Source organism: Arthrobacter sp. NPDC093139 (assembly GCF_044754165.1).
In the GTDB taxonomy this organism is placed as follows: domain Bacteria; phylum Actinomycetota; class Actinomycetes; order Actinomycetales; family Micrococcaceae; genus Arthrobacter.
In genome coordinates, this window is record NZ_JBIVOO010000003.1 from 172,067 (window position 1) to 190,687 (window position 18,621).

Below are 18,621 nucleotides of genomic sequence, written 5' to 3' on the forward strand. Positions count from 1 at the left end.
CGGCAGACCTCGGAAATCTGCTCTTCCGCAGACAGCACGAATGGGTTAGGCAACCCTTAGCTGAGAGCCGCGTCACAAGATGCCAAGATGAGGGCATGCGCATGGATCACGTCTCTTACGCCTGTGAACACGATGGCCTGGCGGCCACCACTGAACGAATTTCGTCCGCCCTCGGCGTTGAAGCCGTGAAGGGCGGAGTACACCCCCGTTTCGGAACGCGGAACATGATTATCCCGCTCGCGGGACACAAATACCTTGAGGTCGTGGAGGTCCTGGACCACCCGGCGTCGGACAAAGCCCCCTTCGGACAGGCCGTGCGCGCACGCTCTGCCGCCGGCGGCGGCTGGATGGGCTGGTGCGTCGAAGTGGACGACCTCGCCCCGTTCGAGGAGCGTCTGGGACGCGCCGCAGTCAACGGCAACCGCAAGTTTCCGGATGGCCGCGAACTCGTATGGAAGCAGATCGGCATCCTGGGCCTTATTGCGGACCCGCAGGTCCCGTACATGCTGAAGTGGGAGGGCGATCCTTCCCTGCACCCGTCCAACGCCTATGACAGCAACGTGAAGATGTCCAGCCTCACCATCGCGGGCTCCGCCGAGCGGGTCACCGAGTGGCTCGGCGAGCCTGTCGAACGGCCCCTGGAGGATGTCGCCGTCAACTGGGTGGCCCCGCACGGCACACCCGGCATTCTGTCCGTCACGTTTGAAACCGCAGCAGGCGCCGTCACCATCTGACGCGCGCGGCAGCAGGCTGCAACTGCGCAGCACGCTGCCACTACACTTCGGCCGCCATCAGCGGGTGCCAACGACGCCACCCACCGATGGCGGCCGAATTATTTCCCTACCCCAGCCCGATGCTCTTTCCGAACAGGCTGAAGCCGACAAAGGCCACTATGTCCAGCATCGCATGGGCGATGACCAGCGGCATCACCCGCCGGGTTTTGGTGTAGATCCAGGCGAACACCACGCCCATGACCGCATTGCCGATGAATGGCCCGAAGCCTTGGTACAGGTGGTAGCTGCCGCGCAGCATGGAGCTGGCGAAGATGGCCACCGGCACCGACCAGCCGAGCTTCCCGAGGCGGTCCAGCAAATACCCCACCACAATCACTTCCTCCACGATGCCATGGCGCACCGCGGAAAGAATCAGGACGGGAATCGTCCACCAGTACGCGTCCAGGGCGCTGGGGATGATCTCCGTCGTGATGCCCAGCGCCCGGCCCGCCGCATAGAGGCCCAGCGAGGGAATGCCGATCAGTGCAGCCAGCCCCAGCCCCTGGAGCAGGTCACGTCCGGGGCGGGCGAAGTTGAACCCGAGCTTCCGGAATGCCGAGCCGCTGTCATTGCTTGTCCCGGCCTTGGGCAGCCGCTGCTCCGTCATGAAGTACAGGACCAGCAGAACGGGCACCAGCGCGAAGATGATGTCCAGGAGCTGGTAGGTCAGATCGAAATATTCGCGGGTGCTTTGCGAACGGTTCAGCGTGGACGTGCCCTGGGCGAGCGGCGCCTGGCTCATCTTGTCCAGGAGCTGCACCACCGAGTAGGCGGCCGACTGCCCCAGGGACAGTCCCAGGACTATCCAGATTTCGATCCGCAGACGACGGCGGGAAGGAACCAACATGTTCCTATCTTGCCTGCAGTTGCTGGTACTTGCCTGTTTGGCTTCCGGTACGTATGTGCCGGTGTTGGGTATCAGGCTGGCCCTATGCTGGGAAACTATGAGTGCGCCCGGGAAAATCATCATGATCCGGCACGGCCAGTCCGCCGCCAATGCCGACACCTCCATTTACAACCGGGTGCCCGACTACCGCATTCCGCTCACCCCTTTGGGTGTGGACCAGGCCAGGGCCGCCGGCGAACGCATCCGGCGCGAGCTGGATGGCCAGCAGGTGAGTGTCTATGTCTCGCCGTACCTGCGCGCCTACCAGACGCTGGAAGCACTCGATCTGGGCTCGCTGACGGAGCGGGTGATCGAGGAGCCCAGGCTCCGTGAGCAGGACTGGGCCAATTTCCAGATTTCCGGCGACATCGAGGACCAAAAAGAGCTGCGGAACGCCTACGGCCACTTTTTCTACCGCTTCCGGGAGGGTGAGTCCGGCTCGGATGTGTATGACCGCATTTCGTCATTCATGGAGACCCTGTACCGGCACTGGGCAAAGCCCGACTACTCCCCCAACGCCCTGCTGGTCACACACGGCCTGACGATGCGCCTGTTCTGCATGCGCTGGTTCCACTGGTCCGTGGAGTACTTCGAGTCGCTGAACAACCCGGACAACGCAGAGATCCGGATGCTGGTGCGCACCGGAGACGGCAAGTACGAACTCGACCAGCCCTTCACGCAATGGGTGGAGCGCCGGGTGGACGAGACCGTCCTCGACGCCCCTCCTGTGGTGTTCTAAGGCGCCGGCTTCCTAGGCCTGCCGTGTCCGCGGCGTTTCCGGTGCCACGATGACTTCGGTGCCAATGGCTTCAAAGGCGGCCTTGTCCTTGGCGGAGATGCCGGAATCGGTGATCAGTCGCGTGAACGCGTAGCCGTCCATCGTGGCGAAGGCGCGGCGGCCCACCTTGGACGAGTCCGCAATCACGTAGGACACGCTGGCGCGGCTGGCCAGCAGCGCGTTGACGGACGCCTCGCCTTCCCCGGTGTTAGTGGGGCCCACCTCCGGATCAATGCCGTTGACGCCGATGAACGCGATGTCCAGCACCACTTTCTGCATGATGATGTCTGTGTACGGTCCCACGAGCTCGTACGAGCGCGGATTGAGGATCCCGCCGGTCACCATGACCTTGATGTTGGGCCGCACAGCCAGCTGGCCGGCGATATTGATGGCGTTGGTGACCACCGTCAGGGTGGGCTGGTTGGATGGCGAGTTGAGGTCCTCACGGGTTGCCAGGATCTGGGCCAGGGCGGTGCTGGTGGTGCCGCCGCAGAGCCCGATCACCATGCCCGGCGAGATGAGGGCCGAGGCAGCGAGGGCGATCTCCTGCTTGGCTGCCGCGTGGTCGTCGCGGTTGTAGCGTCCGGGGAGGTCGTAGGCCAGCGCGCCTGTGGTGGCGCCGCCCCGGGTCCGGGTCAGCAGCCGGCGCTTGGCCAGGCTGTCCAGGTCCCGCCTTGCCGTGGCCGGCGAAACTCCGAGCCGGGTGACGATTTCGTCCACCTCCACCTGCCCGGTTTTGGCAAGGAGATCCAGGATCGCCGTCAGTCGGTCGGTGCGGGTCATGCTAGCCTCTCGGTGATCAAACTGCCGTCAGAATGACGTTTTCTGATTCTAACAGACGGCAAACGATCACCTAACGTCACATGGACGGCTAGAGACGCGGTCCTACCGCGCCCGGACGCCGGCCCGCCAGACGGCGTGCGTCAGCGGCATTCCCGGGCGGTAGGCCAGGTGCGTCGCGGCCGGCGCATTGAGCACATGCAGGTCCGCGCGGTGCCCGACGGCGATCGACCCCACCGCACGTTCGCCGTCGGCGTCGTTCCCTGACTCACGCCCCAGCGCCAAGGCGCCGCCGTACGTCGCGGCTCGGACGGCTTCGTGCACGCTGAGTCCCATCTGCAGCACAGCGGTGGTCACACAGTATGCCATGGAACTCGTGTAGGACGTCCCCGGGTTGCAATTCGAAGCCAGCGCCACGGGCACTCCGGCGTCCAGGAGCCGCCGCGCGGGCGCGAGCGGCTGGCGGGTCGACAGGTCGCAGGCCGGCAGGCAGGTTGCCACTGTGCCGCGTGAATCTGTGCCGCGTGAATCTGTGCCCGCGCCGGACCAGCTTGCGGCCAGCGCGTCGACGTCGTCGTCGGACAGGTAGTTCACATGGTCCACGCTCGCTGCGCCGAACTCGACGGCGAGACGGACGCCCGCTCCGGGGCCCAGCTGGTTGCCGTGGACGCGCAGCCCGAGGCCAGCGGCGCGGCAGGCCTGCAGCACGCGGCGCGACTGCTCCTCGGTGAAGGCGCCCCGTTCGCAGAACACGTCGGCCCACTGCGCGTACGGGCGGACTGCTTCGAGCATCTCGCCGCAGACAAGGTCCGTGTACTCGTCGGCATCCATCCCGGCCGGCACCAGGTGCGCCCCGAGGTAGGTGACCTCGTCGGCCACCGTGGACGCAATCCGTGCACTCCGTGCCTCCTGCTCCACATCCAGGCCGTATCCCGTCTTGGTCTCAAGGTACGTTGTGCCCTGCGAGACCGCCTCCGCCACCCGGCCGAGTGCAAGCCGCGTGAGGTCATAGTCCCCGGTGCCGCGGGTTGCTCCGGTGGTGACGGCGATGCCTCCGGCGCTGTAGCTCTCCCCGGCCATCCGGGCCTCGAATTCCGCGGTCCGGTCACCGGCAAATATCAGATGCGTGTGCGAGTCCACCCAGCCGGGAAGCACGGCGCGGCCGCCGGCGTCGTACGAGTCATCCGCCGCCGGCGCGTCAGCCGCGGCTCCGAGCCAGGCGATCCGTTCCCCCTCGACCACCACGGCGGCGTTCCGTAATACACGGTGTTCGCGGTCCTGGGTCATCAGTTCGCCGATATTGGTAAGAAGGGTGCTCATGAATCCATTCTTCAGCGCCGGATGGACCACCGCGTCGCGGCGAGCGCCTCTGCTGTCCGGGATACCGGACCCGTCCCCGCGCCGGAGCTGTGTCCAAGTATCTGGGCAGCGGCGATTTCGGCCATCGCGGAAGATGTCTGGAACCCGTACCCGCCCTGGCCGGCGAGCCAGTAGAAGCCCGCAGCTTCGGCGTCGAAGCCTGCCACGGGAATGCCGTCGGCCGCTTCGGTGCGCAGGCCGGTCCATGCGGTCCGTACGGCGCTGATGCCCAGCGTCGTCAGGGAATTGAGCCGGGCGATCAGGCGCTCCAGGTCGCCGGGGAACGGCCGTGCGTCCTCTGCTGCGCTGGCCACGTGTTCCGACGGAGAGATCAGGACGTCCTCCCCCTCCCTGCGGAAGTAGAAGGAGTCGTCCGCTGCAGCCACCATGGGGGTTCCCTCAGGGAGGGAATGCGCGACGGCGGCAATCGCCGCGGTGCGCCGGTACGGCTGGAGGCCGAGCTTTTCCACGCCGCTGATGACCGCTACCTCGTCCGCCCACGCCCCCGCCGCGTTGACAAGGACGCCGGCCTGGAACGCCTCCTGCCCTGCACCGATCTCCCACCCGCTGCCGAGGCGCTGGGCCGAATGGAGCTGGGCACCCGTGATGATATCCGCGCCCGCCGCCTCGGCCCGCGCCCGGTGGTCCTCCAGGAGGACCGGCGCGTTGCAGGCGAAGGAGCCGTTGTCGAGGCCTGCCGCGGAGAAGCTTCCGGGCTTCAGGACCGGGCACAGCTCCAGCGCTTCGGCGTGGCTGATCATTCTCATCCGGCTGCTGGATCCCGACCTGACGGTTTCCTCGTCGCCGACCAGCATGAAGCTCCGCGGGGCCAGCACGGGCACCGAAAGGGCGGCGTCCCGCGCCGAGATCAGTTCCAGCGTACGGACCGTCAGCTCCTGGACCACAGGCGGGCCAAAACTGGGTATCAGCTGCCGGGCCGAGCGGGAGGACGTGTGGTACGCCAACTGCTGCTCGGCCTCGACCAGCGCCACGCTGCAGCTGCCTGCCAGGGTGGACGCCAAGGACAGGCCGGCGATCCCGCCGCCGACGATGACCACGTCATAGGTTGCTGTCATGGCTCCATCCTTGCAGACGGCCGGGAACTATCCGGCTACGGTGTTCCGGCTCTTCACGAACGCCCGGACGCACGTTTCGACGTCGTCGGAGCTGTGGGCCGCTGACAGCTGCACGCGGATGCGGGCGGCCCCGCGCGGCACCACAGGGAAGCTGAAGGCGGTGACGAAGACCCCGTTCCGGAGCATCTCGTCCGCCACCTTCGCCGCCTGGACGGCGTCGCCGAACATCACCGGGACAATGGCGTGTTCGCCGTCGAGCAGCTCAAAGCCCTCCTCTGTCATGCGGCGGCGGAACAGCGCTGCATTCTCGAACAGGCGGGCCCTCAGCTCGCCGGAGGTCTCCACGAGGTCGAGTGCCTTGATCGTGGCAGCCACGATGGCCGGGGCCACGGAATTGGAGAACAGGTAGGGGCGGGCCTTCTGCCGGAGCATCGCCACCACTTCGCGGCGGCCGGAGACATAGCCGCCCGACGCCCCTCCGAGCGCCTTGCCGAAGGTGCCGGTGTAGATGTCCACGCGGTCAGACACCCCGGCGTGTTCCGGAGTTCCGGCCCCGGTGGCACCCATGAAGCCCACAGCGTGGGAGTCATCCACCATGACGAGGGCATCGTGCTTTTCGGCGAGGTCGCAGATGGCCTCCAGCGGCGCCAGGTAGCCGTCCATGGAGAAAACACCGTCCGTGACGATGATCTTGCGCCGGGCTCCCGCGGCCTCCAGGAGCTTGGCTTCGAGGTCGGCCATGTCCTGGTTGGCGTAGCGGAACCGCTGCGCTTTGCAGAGCCGGATGCCGTCGATGATCGACGCATGGTTCAGGGCGTCGGAGATGACGGCATCCTCCGGACCGAACAGGGACTCGAAGACTCCGCCGTTCGCGTCGAAGCAGCTGGAGAACAGGATGGTGTCCTCCGTGCCGAGGAACTTGGACACACGGGCTTCAAGCTGCAGGTGGAGGTCCTGGGTGCCGCAGATGAACCGCACGCTCGCCATGCCGAAGCCGCGTTCGTCCATGGCGGACTTGGCCGCGGCGATGATGTCCGGGTGGTCGGCCAGGCCGAGGTAGTTGTTGGCGCAGAAGTTCAGTACCGGTGAGGCCTCGTGCCCTATTTGGCCTGCGGCGATACGGTTGGCCTGGGGGGAATCGATGTGCCGCTCGGTTTTGTAGAGGCCGGCAGTGCGGATCTCATCCAGTTCGCTGCGCAGCTGGTCCTTGATTGCTGAATACATGGGGGGCTCCTAGGCTCGTCGAAAGTCTCGTGGGGTGATGATGGGGATCAGGGGCTGCTCAGAATTGTGACCAGTCGAGCACAACCTTGCCGCCGATGCCCGCGCGGGCAATGTCGAAGCCCTTCTCCCACTGCGCGGCCGGCAGCACGTCCGTGACCACGGCGGAGATGTTGGCGTGCAGGCTGGGGTTGGAGGACAGCATGGCGCTCATGGCGTACCACGTCTCGAACATTTCGCGGCCGTAGATGCCCTTCAGGGTCAGCATATGGGTGACCACCTTGCCCCAGTCGATGTCGATCGGCTGGCTGGGCAGGCCCAGCATGGCGATGCGGCCGCCGTGGTTCATGTTGTCGATCATTTCCGGCAGCGCGGTGGGGTGCCCGGACATTTCGAGTCCGATGTCGAAACCCTCACGCATGCCCAGCTCGCGCTGCGCCTCCCGGACACGCGTCGTGGAGACGTCGATGGCCAGGTCGACGCCGAGCTGCCGGGCCAGCTCCAGCCGCGGTGCCGAGACGTCCGTAATGGCGATCTTGCGGGCTCCGGCGTGGCGGGCCACGGCGATGGCCATGAGGCCGATGGGGCCGGCGCCCGTGATGAGTACATCCTCCCCGACGAGCGGAAAGCTCAGGGCCGTGTGCACCGCGTTGCCGAAGGGGTCGAAGATGGCCCCGAGTTCCGGGGTCACGGAGGAATCGTGGTGGACCCACACGTTGGTTTCCGGGATGACCACGTACTCGGCGAACGCGCCGTCCCGCTGCACGCCAACGCTCACCGTGTGGATGCACATCTGCCGGCGGCCGGCACGGCAGTTCCGGCAGATGCCGCAGACAATGTGCCCCTCGCCGGACACCCGGTCCCCTACCTTGACGTCCCGGACGTCTTCCCCGATTTCGACGACTTCGCCATAGAACTCGTGCCCGGCAATGAGGGGTGCCTGGATAATGCTCTGGGCCCACGCGTCCCACGACTGGATGTGCAGGTCCGTGCCGCAGATGCCGGTGGTCAGAACCCGGATCTTGACGTCGTCGGAGCCGGCTGCGGGCTCCGGACGGTCAACGAGCTCGAACCCGGCTTGCGCGCCGGCCTTGTACAGAGCCTTCATTGGCATCCTTACGTTTGGCATGCGCTTTGGCTGCATGCGGGGTGGAATCTCCCTTCATTAGAGCCACTCCAACGCGTTAGCACAAGGGGATTTTTCTCAATCGACGATTTAGGAAAAGCTAAGGCATAAGATGGGGCCATGGAAATCCACCAGCTGGAAATGCTGCGTGAGCTCGGTGCTCTCGGAAGCGTCAAGGCCGTGGCAGACACGCTGCTGGTCACGCCGTCGGCCGTCTCCCAGCAGCTGGCACAGCTGCAGAAGAGCGTGGACGTTCCGCTCACGCGCAAGGAGGGCAGGAATCTGGTCCTCACGGAGGCCGGGCAGGTGCTTGCTGACGCCGGCGCCGCCGTCGTCAGCGCGATGGCCGATGCCCGCATGGCGATCGGCGCCTACCACGGCTCCACGGTGGCCCCGGTGACTGTCAGCGGCTTCCACAGCGCCGGGCAGGCACTGTTCGCGCCGCTCGCGCGGCTGCTGGACGGGCCAGACAAACCTAAAGTCCGGCTGTTCGATGAGGACGTGGCACAGCAGGATTTCCCCGCCCTCACGGCACGCTACGACCTGGTGCTGGCCCACCGCATGGACCACAGTCCGCGCTGGCCCACCGAGCGGGTGGCGGTGATACCCCTCGCGCATGAGCCCCTCGACGTGGCGCTTCCGGCAGGACACCGGCTCGCCGCCCAGCAGTCCCTGGAACCGGAGGACGTCGTGGGCGAATCCTGGGTGACCAGCCGCACGGGCTATTCACCCGCGGACGTGCTGTCCGCCGTGGCCGCCGTATCCAGCCGGGAACTGAACATTGTGCATCGCATCAACGACTACTCCACGGTGGCCGCGCTCGTGGCGGCGGGCGGCGTGATCGGTCTGCTGCCGAGGCATACCGCAAGGCCGGTGCTGAGTCCGGACATTGTGTTGCGCCCGCTCAGGGGCATCAGCACCCGCCGCAGGATCGATATCTTGGCCCGGCCTGAGAACCTGAAGCGGGCATCCGTGATGATGGTGTGCGAAGCGTTGGAGGACATCATGGCCCGGCTCGTCCACGACTAGGGCACGTCGTCGGCCTGGCCGCGGTCCCCGGCTTTGGCCTGGCCGCGGTCCCCGGCTTTGGCCTGGCCGTGGCCAAGTCCCTTGCCCTGGCCGAGTCCCATACCGCGTCCTTTGCCTTGGCCGAGTCCTTGTCCCTTGCCGCCGGCGCCTTCGATGATCGTCCTCGCGGTGATGGACGCGCCGTTCTTGACGCCCCTGATGCGCACGGTGTCCCCCTGCTTGAGGTCCGCTGCGGTGGCGGCCGAGGGCTTGACCCGTTTGCCGGCGTCGTCCTTGGGTGCGGTGCCGTCAGGAGCGGCCGCGGCCTGCTTGCGGATCCTGGTGTCGGCACCGATGGCATAGGCCAGGGTGAAGCCGTCCTCGCTCTTGACCGTGATGGACGTCTCGCTCACTGACTCCACGGTGCCGAACTGAGTGATCCGCGTTTCAAGGGTTCCGTCGCCCTTTTTGACAACGCTCTCGCTGTGAAGCTCACGCCCCTTGCCCTGGCCTCTGGCTTCCTCCGCCTTGCCCTGGCCGCCCGGCGCTGGCGGCGCCGGCTGTGAGGAAACCAAGGCGGCATCCTCGCTACCGGCGGTCTCGCCGGCGGCCCGGACCACCGCTGCTCCTGCCCCGCTCAGGGCGAGTACTACGGCGCCGGCCAACAGGGCGCGGCCCAAAATGTTCGGTTGCAAAGCCGGCATGGCATGTCCTTCCTCCGCACCGGCGGGACTCCGGCGCCCTCAGTCCACACTGTAGGGCCGGGACCTTATGGAGAGCATGGAGCCAAATGCCTGTTAACCCCCAACTGGGTCGCAGCCCACGCGGTTCTGAGCGTTCAGAACCGCGTGGGCTGCGACCCAGCGTGGAGAGGGAAGGGTCAGGCGCTGACGCCCAGCTTTTCCAGGATCAGTTCGCGGACGCGGCCGGCATCGGCCTGTCCCCGGGTGGCCTTCATGACGCCGCCGACGATGGCACCTATGGCCTGCACTTTGCCGCCACGGATCTTGTCCGCGACGTCGGGCTGTGCGGCGAGGGCTGCGTCGATGGCTTCCAGGAGGGGACCGTCGTCGGACACGACGGCGAGGCCGCGCTTCTCAACGATCTCGGCCGGAGTGCCTTCACCGGCGAGCACACCGTCCAGCACCTCAGTGGCCATCTTGTTGTTGATCTTGCCGTCTTCCACCATCTTGCTCAGTTCGACAATGGTGGCGGGCTGGACGCCGAGCTGGCCGGGGTCGACGTCGGCGTTCTTGGCACGGCCCACGATCTCACCCATCCACCACTTGCGTGCCACGGAGGCCGTGGCACCGGCGGCGATGGTTTCCTCAATTTCATCCATCACGCCGGCGTTGACGACGTCACGGAATTCGAGGTCCGAGTAGCCCCAGTCCGCCTGGAGCCGCTTGCGGCGGGCCGCCGGAGGCTCGGGCAGGGTGGCGCGCAGCTCCTCGACCCATTCGCGCGAAGCGACCACCGGAACGAGGTCGGGCTCCGGGAAGTAGCGGTAGTCGTCGGCGTCGGACTTTTCCCGGCCGGACGTCGTGGTGCGCGTGTCCTCGTGCCAGTGACGGGTTTCCTGGATCACTGGCTCGCCGGATTCCAGCACGGCGGCGTGCCGCTGGATCTCGTAGCGGACGGCGTGTTCGACGGCGCGCAGCGAGTTGACGTTCTTGGTCTCGGAGCGGATGCCGAAGCGTTCGCGGCCGTGCGGGCGCAGTGACACGTTGGCGTCGCAGCGGACATTGCCGCGCTCCATCCGGGCGTCGGACACGCCGAGGTTCTTGACGATCTCGCGGACTGCGGCCACGTAGGCCTTGGCCAGCTCCGGGGCGCGGGACCCGGCGCCCTCGATGGGCTTGGTCACGATTTCCACCAGCGGGACGCCGGCGCGGTTGTAGTCCACGAGCGAGTAGTCCGCGCCCTGGATGCGGCCCGCCGAGCCGCCGAGGTGGGTCAGCTTGCCGGCGTCCTCCTCCATGTGGGCCCGTTCAATTTCAACGCGGAACACGGTGCCGTCGGAGAGCTCGATGTCCAGGTGGCCGTCATACGCGATCGGTTCGTCGTACTGGGACGTCTGGAAGTTCTTCGGGGTGTCCGGGTAGAAATAGTTCTTCCGGGCGAAGCGGCAGTAGTCGGCGATCTTGCAGTTCAGCGCCAGCCCGATCTTGATCGACGACTCCACCGCGGTCTTGTTCAGCACGGGGAGCACGCCGGGCATGCCGAGGTCCACCTCGTTGACATTGGTGTTGGGCTCATCGCCAAAGACGTTGGGGGCGGAGGAGAACATCTTGGTCTTGGTGTTGAGCTCCACGTGGACCTCGAACCCCAAGACGGGATCGTACTTCTCCATGGCCTCGTCGAAGCTCAGGATTGCATCGGACATCAGTGTGAACCTCCGTGGCTCGAGGGGGCGCCAGCCGCAGCAACCGACGGTGAAGAAGTGAGGGAAAGAGCCGGCAGTTCCGGGGCTTTGTCCAGCAGCGGACCGCCCCATTTTTCCTCAAGCAGGGATTCCAGCACGGCGCCCACGCGGTACAGGCGCGCGTCCTCGCGGGCAGGAGCCAGGAGCTGGATGCCGACGGGCAGCCCGTCCTCATCGGCGAGGCCGCCGGGCAGGGACAGGCCGGGAACGCCGGCCATGTTGGCCGGAATGGTTGCGACGTCGTTCAGGTACATGGCCAGGGGGTCGTCCAGCTTTTCGCCCAGCTTGAAGGCCGTGGTTGGGGCCGTCGGGGAAATCAGGACATCCGCCTTGGCAAAGGCGGCCTCGAAGTCCCGCTGGATCAGGGTGCGGACCTTCTGCGCCGACCCGTAGTAGGCGTCGTAGTAGCCGGCTGAGAGGGCGTAGGTGCCCAGGATCACGCGGCGCTTGACCTCGTCACCGAAGCCGGCAGCACGGGTGGCCCCCATGACGCGCTCAATGGTCATGGGCGGCTGCTCGGGAAGCACGCGCAGGCCGTAACGGACGCCGTCGAACTTGGCCAGGTTGGAGGAGGCCTCGGAGGGCATGATGAGGTAGTACGCGCCGAGGGCGTACTTGAAGTTGGGGCAGGAGACCTCGACGATTTCCGCGCCCGCCTCCCTGAGCAGCTCGAGGGACTCGTTGAAGCGGTTCTCGACACCGGCCTGGTAGCCCTCGCCGTGGAGTTCCTTGATGATGCCGATCTTCATGCCCTCCACGTTGCCCAGCCGGGCGGCAGCGACGAGGTCTGCCAGCGGGTCGGGCAACGAGGTGGAGTCGCGCGGGTCGTGGCCGCCGATGACCTGGTGCAGCAGCGCCGAGTCCAGGACGGTGCGGGACACGGGGCCGATCTGGTCCAGTGAGGACGCCATGGCGATGGCGCCGTAGCGGGACACGCCACCGTAGGTGGGCTTCACGCCCACTGTTCCGGTAACGGCACCCGGCTGGCGGATGGATCCGCCGGTATCGGTGCCCAGGGCGAGCGGTGCTTCGAAAGCGGCAACAGCGGCCGCCGAGCCACCGCCGGAGCCGCCGGGGATGCGGTCCAGGTCCCAGGGGTTGCGGGTGGGGCCGTACGCGGAGTGCTCCGTGGAGGAACCCATGGCGAATTCGTCCAGGTTGGTCTTGCCCAGAATGGGCATCTTCGCGGCGCGGAGCTTCTGCACGACGGTAGCGTCGTACGGGCTGTGCCAGCCCTCCAGGATCTTCGACCCCGCCGTCGTGGGCTGGCCCACCGTGACAATGAGGTCCTTGACGGCGATGGGAACGCCGGCGAGCTCGTGCAGTTCGTCGGCGGCAGCGCCGCCGGCGGCGCGGATGGCGTCCACTTCGGCGGCGACGGCGAGCGCCTCTTCGGTGTTGACGTGGAGGAAAGCGTGGACGCCGCGGTCTCCGCCATCGACGGCGGCGATGCGGTCCAGGTGGGCCTGGACAACCTCGACAGCTGTGACTTCCCGGGCGGCAAGCTTGGCGGCCAGCTGGGCTGCGGAGAGGCGGATCAGCTCGGTGCTGTTGTTTTCAGTCATCTGTTTTTATGCCTCATCCAGGATTGCCGGGACCTTGAAACGGTTCTCATCGGAATCCGGAGCTCCGGAGAGTGCCTGCTCGGCGGTGAAGGTGTGCCCCACCACGTCCTCGCGGAACACGTTGTTCAGCGGAATCGGGTGTGAGGTGGCCGGAACGTCGTCCCCGGCGGCTTCGCTGACGGACTTCACCGCATCTACGATGACGGCCAGCTCGCCGGCCATCCTGTCCAGCTCTTCAGCACTCATCTCAATGTGCGCGAGCCGCGCGAGGTGCGCGACGTCGTCACGGTTGATCGCAGCCATGGATCTCCCCTGCAAAGTTCGAATTGTTTTCCGATCCAGTCTAGTGGGCAAACGTCAGTGCCCGCCTGACGACCCCCAGCGGGCTCCAGGCGGGCACATCCGGCCGCGCGGCGTGCCGCGGGCAGCTACAGGTTAGCCGATGCCGATGGCTCCGGTCAGCATCCCGACGGCAAGCATCACCAGGGAGACCACGGCGCTGCGCCACAGCACCTTCTTGTGGTGGTCGCCCAGGTCCACCTTGGCAAGCGAAACCAGCAGCAGGATTGCCGGAACCAGCGGGCTCTGCATGTGGAACGGCTGTCCGGTGATGGAAGCGCGGGCCATCTCGGCGGCGCTGATGCCGTAGTGGGCGGCGGTCTCACTGAGGACGGGCAGCACGCCGAAGTAGAAGGCGTCGTTGCTCATGAAGAACGTCATCGGGATGCTGAGGACGCCGGTGATGACGGCCATGAGCGGTCCCATGTCCGAAGGGATGATCTGCACGAGCCAGGCTGACATGGCCTCGACCATTCCGGTGCCGGTGAGGACTCCGGTCAGTACTGCGGCGGCCATGACCATGCTCACCACGGCAACGATGGACGGGGCGTGGGCGATGAGCTGGTTGGCCTGGTCCTTGACGTGGGGGAAGTTCACCAGCAGGGCGATGGCCGAGCCCACCATGAAGACGTACGGCAGGGGCACGAGGTCGGCGATGAGCATGCCCATCACCGCGACCGTGAGGCCAAGGTTGAACCACTGCAGCTTGGGACGCAGGCTCTTGCGGTTGGGGTCCAGGGCAGTATCTGCCATGGCGGTATCGCTGTCGTCAACCAGTGTCTCGGTGCGTTCCAGGACAGCTACGGAGGTGCCTCCGACGGCGGGAGCCCCACCGGAAGGGGCGGCGACCTTACCGCCGCCGGTTACCGGGCCGCCGCCGGCGGTCCCGCCGTCGAACGCTTCAGCAGTTTCAGGGACACCCCAGATTTCCGGCTGGGTGGCGCGAAGGCGGTTGCGCTCCTGGATGCCAAGCAGCCAGGCGAAGGCCAGGACGACGGCGATGCCGGCGAGCAGGGACGGGAGCATGGGGACGAAGACGTCGTTGACATCGATCTTCAGCGCGGTGGCGGCGCGTGCCGTGGGGCCGCCCCACGGCACGATGTTCATGGTGCCGTTGGCCAGGCCGGCCACGCAGGTGAGGACCACCGGGCTCATCTTCAGGCGGAGGTAGATCGGCAGCATCGCCGCCGTTGTGAGGATGAACGTTGTGGAGCCGTCGCCGTCCAGGGACACGGCGGCAGCCAGCAGGGCGGTGCCCAGGACAACCTTGGCGGGGTCATTGCCCAGCTTGCGCAGGATGAACCGGACCAGCGGGTCGAACAGCCCGACGTCGATCATCAGGCCGAAGTAGATGATGGCGAACATCAGCAGGGCGGCGGTGGAAGTCATGGACTTCATCGAGTCCATGACCATGTCGCCGATGCCGAGGCCGGCGCCTGCAAACAGCCCGAAAACGGTGGGGACGATTATGAGCGCCAGCACTGGCGTCAACTTTTTCGTCATGATCAGCACCATGAATACCGCGATCATGGCGAATCCAAGTAATACCAGCACGGCCGGCTCCTTTTTGATGAACGGCACCACCTCGATGTGATGCGCACTACAGACGTTAGAGTGGCCCCGGTCACGGCAGTGCCTTTGGCTCAATTGATTGGCATACTGCTTATTGGGAGCATTTTGCGCATTCTGCTCACGGCCCAGCCGGACCGCCTGCGCACAAGCCGGTAATGTCTACCCACGCCCTTGGCAGCCCTGCCTGCCCTATCCTGCCTCGAGGAGGAGCGCCATGACCGCACCGTCCCGGCGCCTGCCGCTGCGGTTCTCCACGCAGACCCTGCTGCTGCAGCTGGGCGTGGTGCTCCTCGTCGTACTCCTCAGCGCAGCCGTCCACGCCTGGCTGACCTACGAACGCCTGGGGCGCGAGGCGGAAAACCAGGCGCTCACGCTTGCCCGGACCGTGGCGTCGGACCCTTCAGTGCGCGCCGACGTTGCCCGGATCAGCCGGCTGGAAGGCACTCCCCCGCGGGACCAGCTGCTTGCCGGTCCGCTCATGGCGGCGGCGGAGGGAGCTCGCAACCGGACCGGTGCCCTGTTCGTGGTGATCACGGATGAAACGGGACTCCGGCTGGCCCACCCCGAGGCCGACCGGCTCGGCCAACGTGTCAGCACGGACCCCTCGGAGGCGCTGGCAGGACACGAGGTCACCACGCGCAACACCGGGACGCTGGGCCCGTCGGCCGGTGCCAAGGTGCCGGTTTTCGCACCGGGTGCGGAGCCCGGCGCCGGTGGTGCCGCTGGTGCCGGTGGTGGTGCTGGTGCCGGTGCCGCCGGCAAAGTCGTGGGCGAAGTCAGCGTGGGCTACTCCACCGAGACAATTGGCCAGAGCCTCCGGCGCGACATCGTGCCCATTGCCGTGACGGCGGCGGGATCCCTCGTGGCAGGTGTACTGGCCTCGTTCCTGCTCCGGCGCCGGCTGCAGCGGCTCACACTCGGCCTGGAACCGGAGGAGATCAGCACGCTGGTGCATGACCAGGTGGCCGTGCTGGAGGGTGTGGACGAGGGCGTGGTGGGCGTCTCGGCCGACGGCCGCATCAGCGTCTTCAACGCCGCCGCCCAGCGGCTCCTGGGGCAGCCCGACCTGACCGGCACGCTGTGGTCCGCGGCGCCGGTTCCCCCGCAGCTCAAGGCGCTGACCGAAGCCGACGCCAGGGAGGGCGAAGCCGTGGAGCTGATCGCCGGCGGCAGGGTCCTGGTGGCGAGCGCGCGCAAGGCCCTGCACCGCCAGGAGGACCTCGGCTGGGTGGTCATGCTCCGGGACCGCACCGAGCTGCAGCAGCTGACACGCCAGCTGGACGCCGTCGGGACCATGTCCACGGCGCTCCGGGCACAGCGGCACGAGTTCGCCAACCAGCTGCACACCATTGCCGGCTTCATGAGCATCGGCCAGCACCAGCAGGCACGTAAATATCTGGAGAAGCTTGCCGCCACCGGGCCGCTGAAATTCCCGGTGGACCAGGCCGAGCTCCTGCAGGACCCCTACCTGCAGGCGTTCGTCGGCGCCAAGGGCGTGGAGGCGGACGAGCGCGGCGTGGCGCTCCGGATCGGCCCCGAGACCCTGGTGCGCGGGCAAGTCACGGAACCGCAGGACGTGACCACTGTCCTGGGGAACCTGATCGACAACGCGGTGAACGCTGCCGTCGCCGGCTCGGCGGGCGAGCGGTGGGTGGAACTTGAACTCCTCGACGAACCGTCCGACGACGGCGGAACCCTGCACATCGTCGTCGCGGATTCAGGAGACGGGCTGCCGGGCGGAACTGATCCGGATGCCGTGTTTGCCGAGGGATTCACGACGGCAGGGGGACCCGTCCGCCCCGCAGGCGGCCCCGTCCGCTCCGCAGGGGGCCAGGGCCTGGGATTGGCTCTTGCCCGGCAGCTGGCGCGGCGCCGCGGCGGCGACGTCAGGGTGCTGGAGCCCGGGGGCGCGGGCGGACCCGGCGCCGTGTTCATGGCGACGCTCCCCGGTACCACCAATTCCGGCAAGGACTGACGGGGCCCGCATGACAGGGAAGCCCCCACATGAGAGACACGACGATAGGACGATGATGTCTGAGGATTTCCGGGTGCTGATCGTGGATGACGACTTCCACGTAGCAAAGCTCCATGCGGCCTACGTGGATTCGGTAGCGGGATTTCTAGCCCTCCCGCCGGCCGGTTCAGCCTCACTGGCGCTGCAATCCATCCACAGCCTGCGGCCGGACCTGGTGCTGCTGGATGTGTATCTGCCGGACGCCTCGGGCCTGGATCTCCTGCACCAGCTGGACGTTGACACGATGATCCTGAGCGCGGCGTCCGATGCCGCATCGCTGCGGACGGCGTTCCGCCGCGGCGCCCTCGGATACTTGCTGAAGCCGTTCACCGCGGAGTCTCTGTCCCAGCAGCTTCGGTCCTATGCCCGGTACCGGCGGATCCTCGGCCAGCCCGGGGCATTGGACCAGGACACGGTGGAACGGGCCAAACGCGCCCTGATCCCGGGGGACGTTTCGCCCTCGGCCAGGCCGCGCTCGGCTACTGAAGCGGCGGTGCTGGAATCACTGGTGCCGGGCGAACAGTATTCCGCAGCCGAGGTCGCCGGGCGCGTGGGGGTGTCCCGGGCCACCGCCCAGCGGTACCTCTCATCGCTGGCGGATGACGGCGCCGTCGAAATCCAGCTCAGGTACGGGACAACAGGCCGGCCGGAACACCGCTACGGCCTCCCCACGCCCTAACAAGCGGGGTGTAGGTGCTAGCTGGCGCTCTTCTGTGCGACCAGTTCGATTTCCACGAGCATCTCGGGATCGAGGAAGGGCAGCACGTGAACCAGCGATAGCGTGGGGCGGATCTCGCCGAAGACCTCGCCGTGGGCACGGCCGGCGTCTTCCCACTTGCTGATGTCCGTCAGATAGAGCTTGGACTGCACGACGTCGGCGAGGCCGAAGCCGGCGTCGGCAAGGACCTTTTCCAGCTTCTGCAGGATGTACTTGGTCTGCTCATAGAAGTCGCTGCCCACGATGCCGTTCTCGCCGCTTGACGAGGTGGCGGAGATGTACAGCGTATTGTCCACCTGGACCGCGCGGGAGTAGCCGAGGGTCTGCTCCCAGACGGAGCCGGTGCCGAAGGTCTTGCGCATGGTGCGCCTTTCACTGGGGCCGCATGCCCGCAGGCCGCGTTCGCAGCGGTGGGAAATGGGCCGGAGGAATGAGTCGGCACCACTCTAGGTCGGTTGGACGTCCAGCCGGAAAACCAGCAGCTTTATGTCGGTGTCCGGCACGAACCAGTCCCGCTCGGGAACACGACGGAATCCAGTCTTCCGGTACAACCCGTGGGCGCTCTCCCAGGTCCTGCCCGTGGTCAGGGCCACGGCGCGGATTCCGTCCAGCGACCTGGCGTGCTCAATGATGGCTTCGACCATGGCCAGGCCCGCGCCGCTGCGCTGCACTGCAGGGTCCACCACGAGCATCCGGAATTCGAGTTCGTCGTCGAGGGCAATGTCCGCATACGGCTCGCCGGCAACCGCCAGCGTCACCGAGCCCACGACCTGCCCGTTCCGCTCGGCGACCCAGATGGTTGCGTGCGCCGCGCGCCTGGCCACGTCCTGGATCTGCCTCATGTACGGATGGTCTGCGCTGTCAAAGTACCCCGCCGCCAGGTAGGAGTCGCGCGTAATGCGCGCTATCGCCTCGTAGTCGGCGGGGACGGCTGGACGGACAATGATCTGCGGCTGCACCTGTCAATGCTAGTTCCGCCTG

General features: G+C 66.8%; 18 protein-coding genes. 5 read left to right on the forward strand and 13 right to left on the reverse strand.

Translation table 11 applies throughout. From position 1 onward, the window contains the following. Nucleotides 1-95 precede the first annotated feature (95 nt). Complete coding sequence (locus ACIP90_RS06755; protein ID WP_215050555.1) at nucleotides 96-734, forward strand: VOC family protein; 639 nt, start codon at nucleotides 96-98, stop codon at nucleotides 732-734. Between the two features lie 106 nt (nucleotides 735-840). On the opposite strand, the gene ACIP90_RS06760 is transcribed toward ACIP90_RS06755, so the two are convergent. Then, nucleotides 841-1,620 carry a CPBP family intramembrane glutamic endopeptidase gene (locus tag ACIP90_RS06760; protein ID WP_400577947.1) on the reverse strand — a complete coding sequence of 260 codons (780 nt, stop codon included), beginning with the start codon at nucleotides 1,618-1,620 and terminating at the stop codon, nucleotides 841-843. A 97-nt stretch (nucleotides 1,621-1,717) separates the two neighbouring features. On the opposite strand from ACIP90_RS06760, the gene ACIP90_RS06765 reads away from it, so the two are divergent. Further along, a complete protein-coding gene (locus ACIP90_RS06765) occupies nucleotides 1,718-2,398 on the forward strand; it encodes a histidine phosphatase family protein (RefSeq protein WP_400577949.1) in 681 nt (226 codons plus the stop codon). A gap of 12 nt (nucleotides 2,399-2,410) precedes the next feature. Here the strand turns inward: ACIP90_RS06765 and ACIP90_RS06770 are convergent, their stop codons facing one another. The 5 genes from ACIP90_RS06770 to tdh form a co-directional block, all read right to left on the reverse strand. Beyond that, nucleotides 2,411-3,220, reverse strand: coding sequence for a DeoR/GlpR family DNA-binding transcription regulator (locus ACIP90_RS06770; RefSeq protein WP_400577951.1), 810 nt, complete (start codon nucleotides 3,218-3,220; stop codon nucleotides 2,411-2,413). Between the two features lie 102 nt (nucleotides 3,221-3,322). After that, nucleotides 3,323-4,537, reverse strand: a complete 1,215-nt coding sequence (gene hutI / locus ACIP90_RS06775) for an imidazolonepropionase (protein WP_400577954.1) — start codon at nucleotides 4,535-4,537, stop codon at nucleotides 3,323-3,325. 11 nt (nucleotides 4,538-4,548) lie between these two features. After that, the gene (locus ACIP90_RS06780) at nucleotides 4,549-5,652 is read right to left on the reverse strand and encodes an NAD(P)/FAD-dependent oxidoreductase (RefSeq protein ID WP_400577956.1); all 1,104 of its coding nucleotides are present in this window, start codon (nucleotides 5,650-5,652) and stop codon (nucleotides 4,549-4,551) included. Nucleotides 5,653-5,679: 27 nt separating this feature from the next. Then, nucleotides 5,680-6,876 (reverse strand): glycine C-acetyltransferase, encoded by a 1,197-nt coding sequence (locus tag ACIP90_RS06785; protein ID WP_400577958.1) that lies wholly within the window; start codon nucleotides 6,874-6,876, stop codon nucleotides 5,680-5,682. A gap of 58 nt (nucleotides 6,877-6,934) precedes the next feature. Further along, nucleotides 6,935-7,981 (reverse strand): L-threonine 3-dehydrogenase, encoded by a 1,047-nt coding sequence (gene tdh, locus ACIP90_RS06790; protein WP_400577960.1) that lies wholly within the window; start codon nucleotides 7,979-7,981, stop codon nucleotides 6,935-6,937. Between the two features lie 138 nt (nucleotides 7,982-8,119). Here tdh and ACIP90_RS06795 point away from each other — a divergent pair, with 138 nt between their 5' ends. Beyond that, nucleotides 8,120-9,028, forward strand: coding sequence for a LysR family transcriptional regulator (locus ACIP90_RS06795; protein ID WP_400577962.1), 909 nt, complete (start codon nucleotides 8,120-8,122; stop codon nucleotides 9,026-9,028). Here ACIP90_RS06795 and ACIP90_RS06800 read toward each other — a convergent pair. From ACIP90_RS06800 to ACIP90_RS06820, 5 genes are all read right to left on the reverse strand, one after another. After that, nucleotides 9,025-9,711 carry a hypothetical protein gene (locus ACIP90_RS06800; RefSeq protein WP_400577964.1) on the reverse strand — a complete coding sequence of 229 codons (687 nt, stop codon included), beginning with the start codon at nucleotides 9,709-9,711 and terminating at the stop codon, nucleotides 9,025-9,027. The genes ACIP90_RS06795 and ACIP90_RS06800 overlap by 4 nt on opposite strands. Nucleotides 9,712-9,887: 176 nt before the next feature. Continuing rightward, complete coding sequence (gene gatB / locus ACIP90_RS06805; RefSeq protein ID WP_400578311.1) at nucleotides 9,888-11,396, reverse strand: Asp-tRNA(Asn)/Glu-tRNA(Gln) amidotransferase subunit GatB; 1,509 nt, start codon at nucleotides 11,394-11,396, stop codon at nucleotides 9,888-9,890. After that, on the reverse strand, nucleotides 11,393-12,997 hold the full coding sequence (gatA, locus tag ACIP90_RS06810) for an Asp-tRNA(Asn)/Glu-tRNA(Gln) amidotransferase subunit GatA (protein ID WP_400577966.1): 1,605 nt from the start codon (nucleotides 12,995-12,997) through the stop codon (nucleotides 11,393-11,395). Before gatA ends, gatB begins: the two co-directional genes overlap by 4 nt. A 6-nt stretch (nucleotides 12,998-13,003) precedes the next feature. Then, complete coding sequence (gatC, locus tag ACIP90_RS06815) at nucleotides 13,004-13,300, reverse strand: Asp-tRNA(Asn)/Glu-tRNA(Gln) amidotransferase subunit GatC (RefSeq protein WP_400577968.1); 297 nt, start codon at nucleotides 13,298-13,300, stop codon at nucleotides 13,004-13,006. A 132-nt stretch (nucleotides 13,301-13,432) separates the two neighbouring features. After that, complete coding sequence (locus ACIP90_RS06820; RefSeq protein ID WP_400577970.1) at nucleotides 13,433-14,890, reverse strand: CitMHS family transporter; 1,458 nt, start codon at nucleotides 14,888-14,890, stop codon at nucleotides 13,433-13,435. Nucleotides 14,891-15,122: 232 nt separating this feature from the next. Between ACIP90_RS06820 and ACIP90_RS06825 the strand changes: the two genes are divergently transcribed. Both ACIP90_RS06825 and ACIP90_RS06830 read left to right on the forward strand, forming a co-directional pair. Beyond that, nucleotides 15,123-16,883 carry an ATP-binding protein gene (locus tag ACIP90_RS06825; RefSeq protein ID WP_400577972.1) on the forward strand — a complete coding sequence of 587 codons (1,761 nt, stop codon included), beginning with the start codon at nucleotides 15,123-15,125 and terminating at the stop codon, nucleotides 16,881-16,883. A gap of 55 nt (nucleotides 16,884-16,938) precedes the next feature. Then, on the forward strand, nucleotides 16,939-17,601 hold the full coding sequence (locus ACIP90_RS06830; protein ID WP_400578312.1) for a response regulator: 663 nt from the start codon (nucleotides 16,939-16,941) through the stop codon (nucleotides 17,599-17,601). 17 nt (nucleotides 17,602-17,618) lie between these two features. Here the strand turns inward: ACIP90_RS06830 and ACIP90_RS06835 are convergent, their stop codons facing one another. Together ACIP90_RS06835 and ACIP90_RS06840 are read right to left on the reverse strand one after the other, a co-directional pair. Further along, a complete protein-coding gene (locus ACIP90_RS06835) occupies nucleotides 17,619-18,002 on the reverse strand; it encodes a RidA family protein (RefSeq protein WP_400577974.1) in 384 nt (127 codons plus the stop codon). A gap of 84 nt (nucleotides 18,003-18,086) precedes the next feature. Then, nucleotides 18,087-18,599 (reverse strand): GNAT family N-acetyltransferase, encoded by a 513-nt coding sequence (locus ACIP90_RS06840; RefSeq protein ID WP_400577976.1) that lies wholly within the window; start codon nucleotides 18,597-18,599, stop codon nucleotides 18,087-18,089. Nucleotides 18,600-18,621: the final 22 nt, after the last annotated feature.